This window comes from Puia sp. (assembly GCF_036500295.1).
Lineage (GTDB): Bacteria > Bacteroidota > Bacteroidia > Chitinophagales > Chitinophagaceae > Puia.
Map to the genome: position 1 here is coordinate 196,739 of NZ_DASYCH010000042.1, position 6,871 is coordinate 203,609.

Here is a 6,871-nt window from a genome sequence, read left to right on the forward strand (position 1 = left end):
ATTTTCGTAAATTCAATAAACGACCGCCGCCGGCGGTCATGACCCGAATTAAACGAAGATCCATGAAGACGCTGTCCGAAACCTGGTTCGCCGATGGATACATCGACTTCGAACTAAAAAAATACACCCTACTCGCCTATCTGCAGGAGATACACCGCCATTTCAATCAGAATAAGCTGTACCCGCAACTGGCCGACATCATCTTTCATTATAACAACCTGGCCGCCTTCCGCGAGAACAAGAAATACCTCCAGGAACAATTCCCCAAAAAGCTCACCGGTATCCAGATAGAGAAATTACAGGTCCTCTATGAACAGATGATCGAGGACGATGAACTCATGAAAGAACTGGAAGAGATCATCAATTATGCCACCCAGGAAATTCGCAATACCATCAGCAACGGCACGGAGATCTATGAATTCGTCGAAGACAAACTGGTCATCTACCCCGTCGGGCTCGTCCCCCTCGACAGCGTCGAAGGCTATTTTTTCCTGAGCACCGGCATTGCCTCGGATACCCGCGTGTACCAATACCGCCTTAGCTTTTTCGAGAAACATGATGAGAAATATCGCAGCATCCGAACCGAATACATCGATACCTGGTCCCGAAACCTCGTCAACACCTACGAGAATATAAAGGCCGAGCTTATCCGCCTGAAGGCCGGCATGCCCAACCCCGCCGTCTACTCCATCGAAACCGAATTGAAATTTCCCGTGGACGAGACACTGCTGCCCATCGCCAAAAGAAGCCTCGTACGCTATATCAGCGGCCGCGCAGCCTGACCTCGCCGCAAAAGGCGCAGGGTCTGTAGGACGATCGATAAAAGGATCAGGGAGAACCCGATGTAAAAGCCGCCTCCCATATATTTATCCTCCCGGAATAACAGAAAGGCCAGCAGTATCCCGTAGACGGGCTCGAGGTTATAACTCAGGTTCACCGTAAACGCGGTGATCTTATGCAGGGCAGCCATCGAGAGATTGAAGGCAAGAACGGTACAGGCCCAGCTAAGCACCAGCAGCCAGCCCCAGTCCGGCAGGGTCGGGACCAGCGAAGGCGCGGGAAAAAGATAAAGATACAGGGGCATCAGCAGCGTCAGGAATCCAAAACCGCCGGTCAGTTCATAAAGCGTCACCGTCTCCGCCGGCACCCGCTCCAGGACGCGTTTGTTCAGCACCGGGAACAGGCTGCCCAGCAGTGCCGAGACCAGCCCGACGAGGATGCCCGTCTTATAATGCGGGTCCACCTGGAAGATAAAAAAGATCCCCACGATAACCAGCAGCCCCAGCATCAGCTCTACCTTGTCCACCCGGCGTCTCAGCAACAATGGTTCTACAAGCGCCGTAAAAAAACCGATCGCCGAAAAACAAAGCAACCCAACCGAGACATTGGAGTACTTGATACTCGCATAAAAGCTGACCCAGTGCAGCGCCGCAATGCCGCCGATCCCGAAGATCCGCCAAAGGTCCCGCCGGTCGATGCGCAACGACTGTTTACGCAACAAGGCCAGCAACCACAAGGAGGGAGCCGTCAGCAAAAGCCGGTACCAAACCAATAAACCTGCATTGAGGGAAATAAGCCTGCCGAGTACCCCGGTAAGCCCCGCGAGAAGAACAGCCGCATGAAGCTGGATAAAAGCCTTTTTCAATATTACTTAGATTCCGCGATAGCCTCTTTCGAGAAAGAATTCATAGCCACCCCGTCATTTTTAACCCGGTTACGATAATTCTTGAACAGCGAATGCCAGCGCAGATTAAGCACCCCGAGAATACCCTCCTTCACGATTCCCTTATTCATCTTGCTGACGCCGAACTTGCGGTCCTCGAAAATGATCGGCACCTCCTTTATCTTGAACCCCAGCTTCCACGCCGCGAATTTCATTTCGATCTGAAACGCATATCCCACGAACTTTATCTGATCCAGATTGATCGTCTCCAGCACCTCCTTCCGGTAGCAAACAAAACCCGCCGTAGGATCCTGCACCGGCATCCAGGTGATCAGCCGGGTATAGATGGAGCCGCCCCGCGAAAGCAGGATACGGTCCTTCGGCCAGTTGATATTGCCGCCACCTTTTACATATCGGGAACCGACGGCCACATCGGACCCCTGGTATTTACAGGCATCATAAAGCCGGATCAGATCCTTCGGGTTGTGGGAGAAGTCGGCATCCATCTCGAAAATGAATGCATAATTGTTCCTCACCGCCCATTTGAAACCATAAATATAAGCCGTCCCAAGCCCCAGTTTACCCTGACGTTCCTCCAGGAAAAGCTGACTCGGATATTTACCTTGCAACCCCCGGACGATCTGGGCAGTCCCATCCGGGGAGCTATCGTCTATAACCAGCACGTGAAAACCCAGGCCCAACTGAAAGATCGCTTCCAGGATAGCGGCGACATTTTCACGTTCGTTATAAGTAGGTATGATGACGATCTTTTCCAACTGCCTGATTATAGTTAAGATACAAAGTTACAAATTTTCGGTCCCGGGCGATCCCGCTAACCCTTTTTTAACATTGTCCTGTTAAAGATTTCCGTTAACTTCTGCTTAGTGTGAAGCGGGAAATCGCCTTTCATCATCCAATCATAATATTGCGGCTCCGCCTTCAGGATCTCGGCCACCGATCTGCCCTTATGCTTACCGAAATTAAAGACTTCCACTCCATTCTCCAACACAAAACGCCGTGCAAAATCCACAACCGGCTCTTCACCGATACATTTAAGGATCGTATCGATATTTGTTCCCAATTGGGGATATTTTATTACCTGTGCGGCCAGCACCTCCCAGGTAGCCGACGCATCCGCCTCCGCGCCATGCGCCCCTTCCAACTCCTTTTGACAATAGAACCGGTACGCGGCACTCAGCGTCCTTTGCTCCATCATATGAAATATCTTTTGAACATCCAACAGCTTCCGGCCCTTGCCGTCAAACTCCATACCGATGCGCAGAAATTCCTCGACAAGCATCGGGATATCGAATCGATTGGAGTTATATCCGCCCAGGTCGCAATGGTCAAGAAACTGCTTCAATTCATTTGCCACCTGTCTGAACGTGGGCGCGTCCTTTACCATCTCATTGGTGATCCCATGAATGTCCCTCGAGGTGCTTGAAATAGGCATCTCCGGATTGATAAGTTTCCGCTTCACCATTTGCTTTCCATCCGGCATGATCTTCACAATGGCGATTTCTACGATCCGGTCCGTTCCAAGATTGATCCCCGTCGTCTCCAGATCAATGATCGCTAAGGGTTGAGTAAGTTGTAGCATTCGATAATATTAAAAAAACTACTACTGCGTAATCCGGCTGGACAACTCCATCACATCCAAACCGTCATAATTACCAGAGCTCATTAAAAGCAAATTAGCATTTTTGTAAGACTGTTCCATCAGCCAGTCCCGTAATTCTTCCTTTTCCTGCAACACGACGAGCCCCGGCTTTCCAAACCCTGCGATCACTTTTTCCTCCGGCAACAGGGGCATTCGTTTCAATTCGAGCGCATGCCGGGAATAAAAGACCACCGCCTTGTCCGCCGGATCCAGCGCCCCTTTGTACTCCGACAGGAACTGCTCGTTCAGACTGCTGTAAGTATGCAGTTCCAGCACCGCGATCAGCTCCCGTTCCGGAAATTGGGTCTTGACGGCCTGGATCGTCGCCTTCACTTTCGACGGCGCATGTGCAAAATCCCGGTAGATACTTACCCCCTCCTTTTTGCCGATCAATTCCAGCCGCTTGGCCGCCCCCGGAAATGCCGCCATCCCACGTAAAAAACCCGCCGCATCAAGTCCTAACTCTTTGGCAACCAGGAACGCCGCATGCATATTCAAAAGGTTATGCTCACCGAACACCTTTAACGATCCGGATTGACCTTCCAGCGTAGCAAGCGTTATGCCGTTTTCGATCCGGTACGCGGGAATTCCGTAGCCCATCTTCCTGACAGTCGACGGATGTTCCTCAACCAGCTTTTTCAGCACGGGATCGGTCGCGTTGTAAATAAGGACACCACCCGGTTCGATCATGCCGATAAAGATCCGAAACTGTTCAAGATAATTATCAAAGGTCGGAAAGACATTGATATGGTCCCAGGCGATCCCCGTGACCACGGCAATATGGGGAAACAGGAAATGAAACTTGGGCCTTCTCTCCAGGGCACTGGCCGGGTATTCATCCCCCTCACAGACGATTACCGGGGCATGGGTGATATTGACCGACTGAGGGAAGCCCTCCAGCCGGGCTCCGACCAGATAATCAAAGTCTTTTCCGGCCGCGGCAAGCACATTCATGATCATTGCGGTCGTTGTCGTTTTCCCATGGCTCCCGCCGATCACCACCCGCCGCTTGTCCCGGCTCTCCCGGTAGATATATTCCGGAAAGGAGTAGATCGGCAGGGCCAGTTCCAGGGCCCGCTGTAGCTCCGGGTTGTCCCCCTTGGCATGCATTCCCAGGATCACCGCATCCAGCCCCGGTCGGATCCGGGCCGGTTCCCACCCCGTGGTGGCCGGCAGGACACCCTCCTTTTCCAGGTTGGTCCGGGCCGGCTCAAAGATCTCGTCATCGCTGCCCGTAACTTCATAGCCCTTGCGGCTCAAGGCAATAGCCAGCTGATGCATCACACTTCCGCCAATAGCGATAAAATGAACTTTCATAATTAATCCCTTAGGGCTTGCGAATATCGATTTTTTGTTTTTATTTTGTGCCAGATCATTTGCGAATTCTTTCTCTATCCTTTCGAAAATCTCCCCTTAAATTTCAAGTCCTGGCCTTCGGCCGCTGAACCCTTGGTTCATCTTGTTGTGCAATGCCGGTCTTCCGGTTAAGCCTGTGGTTCGATCCGTCCCCATTCCTTTGAATTACCTGGTCCACATTCCGAATTCAACCAGGCAATTTATCGTTTCAATCTTAAATACCACAAAAATGAGAAAGACAATTTTAATTTTAGTTATGGCCATGGCTGTTGCCTCCGCTTTTACCTCCTGTGCCACGACAGGTTCTTCCCGCAGCGGTTGTAAGATGAGCCAGGGCTATGTAGGATATCGCTAGTCGACCCACAAAGTTCCTTTGTAGGACGCTACGCCCCTCCCCTCCGGAAAAAATATTTTTGTAAAGGTTATCTATTGATAACCTTTTTTTATTGACGGATGTTATATTGGCTTATGAATTGGATCACCCTGCACACCGAAGCCCAGTTGGAAGAGATCAGGCAAAGATCAGCCCTCCGCCCCCAACTCATCTTCAAACACAGTACCCGTTGCGCCACCAGCGCCCTGGTAAAAGGCCGCCTCGAACGGGCCAGACAGCCCGAAACCATCGACTTCTATTATCTCGACCTGATCGGCAACAGGCCCGTTTCCAACAAGATATCAGAGACGTTCTTCATAGAGCACGAATCCCCCCAGGTCCTGCTCATCCGGGACGGAGAATGCGTCTATGACGAAAGCCATCTGGGTATCACGATGGATGAGATCCTCGACGCCGCCGCAGCCTAGCAAAACAGATTGACTATCAATTATTTAAAAGCCCTCCGTGGATCTCTCTGGCGGCTCAGTAGGGCTTTTGCCCGACCACATTCCCCGGAATAGAATAACGACAGACAAGAAAATCGGTCTTGCCATTGCCGACCAATGCGCAACCGACGGATGTCGTATTCTTCCAAACAATTTGAGTATAATGTCCGACCATGGCAGACTTACTTGTACTCACATCGGGGAATGCTCCATATCGGAAATTACTCTTCTCATTTCCCCACATCGCAACCATATCGGCATAACCAAATGCATCCGCTGTTCCCCACCATAAATTCTCACCCTCTTTTCCGCGTATAGCCATGTCATGTTGACCTTTGTCAATAGAAGCCAGGTGCTGTCCCCACGCCAGCGCATCGGCCGCAAGCGCCGGTGACCAGACGAGATCAGGCAACTGCAAGGCTTGCCGATACGTATTATGTTGCTGTAGTATAGCCGAAATAAAGCTGTCGTCCTTATATATCGATTTTGTGTTTTGGGAATACCCACTAAGGACGAAAGATGAAAGAAAGATTACGAACAAGGAGTTACGGTGCATATTTTTTCGTTTATGAATAATAGAACTACGTGAATAACGTTAAAGACCTGGAAAAATTCTAACGCCGCTTGCAGGAAAAAGTTAAACCGGAAAATAAATTGATCGATATTGCTACTCTAATATTTTTTCCCGATATTTAACTGACAATAACCTGTTCCTTTTTTTATCCTCCTTCGGTTTTATCCGACCCGTACAATGCTTTCTCCCTATCCGCTCATGATTACCTTTAATAATGTTGCCATAAGCAAGGTCTTGTGTCCAAACCAATTTAACTATGTTCAAGCGACAGGTATTGCTGGAGTGTGTCTCGGCCCTACTGATACTGCTTTTTGTCTACGCAAGTCTAAGTAAATTCCTTGATTTTCACACCTTCTACAAGGAGATGAACAATCAGCCCCTGCCCGACTCCTGGACGCCTTTTTTGGTTTGGTTCATTCCGCTGATGGAGATAGGCATCTCCGTTAGTCTCATCTTCGAACGTACAAGACTGTTAGGCTTCTATGGCGCCCTTGTCGTGATGGGTCTTTTCACCATCTACACCGGCATCGTTCTCATGCATTTCTTCCCTTATGTACCATGCTCCTGTGGCGGCGTGATCAAACGCCTCACCTGGACGCAGCATCTCATCTTAAACCTATTCTTTGTGGCAATATCGATAGTGGGGGTCGTCATTCAAACCAGGAAGCGCTTCACAAACATATCAATCACCAACAAACAAAACAGTTTCGTATGAAAAAGATCAAATGGTCTATCATGTGTCTTGCTATCGTCTTCAGCGTCTGCGCCGCCTTTGCCACAAAGCCTCATTGGGATTGCA

At 50.1% G+C, this 6,871-nt stretch carries 9 protein-coding genes; 4 read left to right on the forward strand and 5 right to left on the reverse strand.

Annotation, left to right across the window (positions count from 1 at the left end; translation table 11 throughout):
- The first annotated feature begins 62 nt into the window (after window positions 1-62).
- On the forward strand, window positions 63-782 hold the full coding sequence (locus VGM48_RS08620) for a hypothetical protein (protein WP_331578052.1): 720 nt from the start codon (window positions 63-65) through the stop codon (window positions 780-782).
- On the opposite strand, the gene VGM48_RS08625 is transcribed toward VGM48_RS08620, so the two are convergent.
- The 4 genes from VGM48_RS08625 to VGM48_RS08640 are packed head-to-tail and all read right to left on the reverse strand — an operon-like array spanning window position 758 to window position 4,640.
- Window positions 758-1,645 carry a DMT family transporter gene (locus VGM48_RS08625; protein WP_331578054.1) on the reverse strand — a complete coding sequence of 296 codons (888 nt, stop codon included), beginning with the start codon at window positions 1,643-1,645 and terminating at the stop codon, window positions 758-760. The two genes, VGM48_RS08620 and VGM48_RS08625, sit on opposite strands and share 25 nt — an antisense overlap.
- A 2-nt stretch (window positions 1,646-1,647) precedes the next feature.
- Window positions 1,648-2,439 (reverse strand): polyprenol monophosphomannose synthase, encoded by a 792-nt coding sequence (locus VGM48_RS08630; protein WP_331578056.1) that lies wholly within the window; start codon window positions 2,437-2,439, stop codon window positions 1,648-1,650.
- Between the two features lie 56 nt (window positions 2,440-2,495).
- Complete coding sequence (locus VGM48_RS08635) at window positions 2,496-3,263, reverse strand: 3'-5' exonuclease (protein WP_331578058.1); 768 nt, start codon at window positions 3,261-3,263, stop codon at window positions 2,496-2,498.
- Window positions 3,264-3,284: 21 nt separating this feature from the next.
- A complete protein-coding gene (locus VGM48_RS08640; protein WP_331578060.1) occupies window positions 3,285-4,640 on the reverse strand; it encodes a UDP-N-acetylmuramate--L-alanine ligase in 1,356 nt (451 codons plus the stop codon).
- 268 nt (window positions 4,641-4,908) lie between these two features.
- On the opposite strand from VGM48_RS08640, the gene VGM48_RS08645 reads away from it, so the two are divergent.
- Window positions 4,909-5,034: a hypothetical protein gene (locus tag VGM48_RS08645; RefSeq protein ID WP_331578062.1), complete on the forward strand. Its 126-nt coding sequence runs from the start codon at window positions 4,909-4,911 to the stop codon at window positions 5,032-5,034.
- 113 nt (window positions 5,035-5,147) lie between these two features.
- Window positions 5,148-5,480 carry a bacillithiol system redox-active protein YtxJ gene (gene ytxJ, locus VGM48_RS08650; RefSeq protein ID WP_331578064.1) on the forward strand — a complete coding sequence of 111 codons (333 nt, stop codon included), beginning with the start codon at window positions 5,148-5,150 and terminating at the stop codon, window positions 5,478-5,480.
- A 55-nt stretch (window positions 5,481-5,535) separates the two neighbouring features.
- Here ytxJ and VGM48_RS08655 read toward each other — a convergent pair whose 3' ends face one another.
- Window positions 5,536-6,054 carry a CAP domain-containing protein gene (locus VGM48_RS08655; RefSeq protein ID WP_331578066.1) on the reverse strand — a complete coding sequence of 173 codons (519 nt, stop codon included), beginning with the start codon at window positions 6,052-6,054 and terminating at the stop codon, window positions 5,536-5,538.
- A 274-nt stretch (window positions 6,055-6,328) separates the two neighbouring features.
- Here VGM48_RS08655 and VGM48_RS08660 point away from each other — a divergent pair, with 274 nt between their 5' ends.
- Window positions 6,329-6,787, forward strand: coding sequence for a MauE/DoxX family redox-associated membrane protein (locus tag VGM48_RS08660; RefSeq protein ID WP_331578068.1), 459 nt, complete (start codon window positions 6,329-6,331; stop codon window positions 6,785-6,787).
- Window positions 6,788-6,871: the final 84 nt, after the last annotated feature.

What these genes read in the sequence shown, in the direction of transcription:
- VGM48_RS08620 (WP_331578052.1), top strand. Translation starts at nt 63, where the DNA reads ATGAAGACGCTGTCCGAAACCTGGTTCGCCGATGGATACATCGACTTC.
- VGM48_RS08635 (WP_331578058.1), bottom strand. Translation starts at nt 3,263, where the DNA reads ATGCTACAACTTACTCAACCCTTAGCGATCATTGATCTGGAGACGACG.
- VGM48_RS08640 (WP_331578060.1), bottom strand. Translation starts at nt 4,640, where the DNA reads ATGAAAGTTCATTTTATCGCTATTGGCGGAAGTGTGATGCATCAGCTG.
- VGM48_RS08645 (WP_331578062.1), top strand. Translation starts at nt 4,909, where the DNA reads ATGAGAAAGACAATTTTAATTTTAGTTATGGCCATGGCTGTTGCCTCC.
- ytxJ (WP_331578064.1), top strand. Translation starts at nt 5,148, where the DNA reads ATGAATTGGATCACCCTGCACACCGAAGCCCAGTTGGAAGAGATCAGG.
- VGM48_RS08655 (WP_331578066.1), bottom strand. Translation starts at nt 6,054, where the DNA reads ATGCACCGTAACTCCTTGTTCGTAATCTTTCTTTCATCTTTCGTCCTT.
- VGM48_RS08660 (WP_331578068.1), top strand. Translation starts at nt 6,329, where the DNA reads ATGTTCAAGCGACAGGTATTGCTGGAGTGTGTCTCGGCCCTACTGATA.